At 59.1% G+C, this 286-nt stretch carries 1 rRNA gene; it reads left to right on the forward strand.

From position 1 onward, the window contains the following. A 16S ribosomal RNA gene (locus LI94_RS21655) occupies window positions 1-77 on the forward strand; the annotation flags it as partial. Between the last annotated feature and the right edge of the window lie 209 nt (window positions 78-286).

Raw genomic sequence — 286 nt, forward strand, 5'->3', positions numbered from 1 at the left:
CGAAGGTGGGATCGGCGATTGGGACGAAGTCGTAACAAGGTAGCCGTACCGGAAGGTGCGGCTGGATCACCTCCTTTCTAAGGAGCACCATTTTTCCCCCGTCCCCGCAATCAGTGTGGGATCCGATGGTTGGGATAGTTTGCCGGCGCCTGTAGTGGGTTGTCCGGTGGTGCAGATAGTTTCATGAACAGCAACAGCGTTGATCACCAACCGGTAGCGCCCCCTTGTGGGGTGGTGCCGGCCGGCTTTGTGTTGGGCACACTGTTGGGTCCTGAGGCAACAGGCC

Origin of the sequence: Mycobacterium sp. UM_Kg27, from assembly GCF_000972905.1 — a bacterium.
In the GTDB taxonomy this organism is placed as follows: Bacteria; Actinomycetota; Actinomycetes; order Mycobacteriales; family Mycobacteriaceae; genus Mycobacterium.